Consider the following 1,195-nt stretch of genomic DNA (forward strand, 5'->3'; position numbering starts at 1 on the left):
GACAACAGCGACCCGCTGGCGGTGATCCCGCCGGTGACCAGCACCGCGCCCGCCGGTGGCCAGCCCGCGCCGTCCGATGGCCCGGCCCCGGCCAGGGACGGGCTTCCCGCCGCAGCCGGCGATCGTGGTGTTTCGACCGGTGTCACCGCGGCGTGTGCCGGCGTCTCGGCCGGGACGAGACGGGGAACGAACAGGCCCGGGCCGCGGGGCGCGCTCTGGTCCTCGTCCGCGGGGGAGAGCAGGGCGACGGCGAGCGATCGTGCGCTGTCGTCGTCGAGGATGGCCGGCAGGTCGATCAGACCACCCCAGCCGCCGGGGCGTTCGAGGGCAAGGGTACGGCCGAGGCCCCACAGCATCGCCTGCTCGGGGCTGGTGACCGGGTCGTGCGCTCCGGTGCTGACCGCGCCGCGGGTCACCAGCCACAGGGGACGGTCGGGATACCGATCGCCCAGGGCCTGCGCGAGGGTGACGGTGAGTGCCAACCCGCCGGTCAGCGTCGGATGGTCGGGATGCGGCGCGGTATCCAGGCCGAGCAGGCTCAGCACCCCACCGAGCACCCCGGGCCCGGTCTCGGCCCCGGGCCCGGGCCCGTCGGGGCTGGTGTCGTCCGGTCGGGCGCCCGTGAGCGGGACGTCGGACAGCAGCGCGGCCAGGCGGGCGCGGTCGGCGTCCGCGGCGGTGACGCGGACCGGCACCGGTCGACCACCGAGTCGGCTGACGATCGAGCTCAGCTGGGTCAGGGCGGGCTCGTGCACCGCGTCGGCGGGGACGAACACCGGCCACACCCCGGACAACGGACGGGGACGGTCGGGTTGGGTGCCGAACGCGGCCTCGACCACGCTCGCGGTGGCCTCGGCAGGCAGGGCCCGCCACTCGGTGCGGTACCGCCAGGTCGACGGGTCACCGGGACGGCGACCCCACGGCCGCGGCGCGCGCCGCGCGGCCGGAGGACCCTGCGCCGCGAGACGGGCGTCGGGGTCGAGCCAGTGCCGGCGGCGTTGGAAGGGATACGTGGGCAGCTCGACATGCCGACCGCGGCCGGCGCCGGCCGCCCGCCAGACGACCGCCACCCCCCCCACCACCACCACCACCCCCACCACCCCCCACACCCCGAGCAGCCCCAAGCGCACCAACATGTAGGCGCCACAGAGCAACTCGGTGACGGTCCGGCCGCCCGGGCCGGGCCCGCCGTATC

1 pseudogene is annotated in these 1,195 nt (G+C 76.7%); it reads right to left on the reverse strand.

Annotated elements, in window-relative coordinates:
• A pseudogene (locus tag ND747_RS16430) lies at positions 1-1,195 on the reverse strand (hypothetical protein); the annotation flags it as partial.

The organism is Frankia sp. R82 (genome assembly GCF_023716925.1).
Lineage (GTDB): Bacteria > Actinomycetota > Actinomycetes > Frankiales > Frankiaceae > Frankia.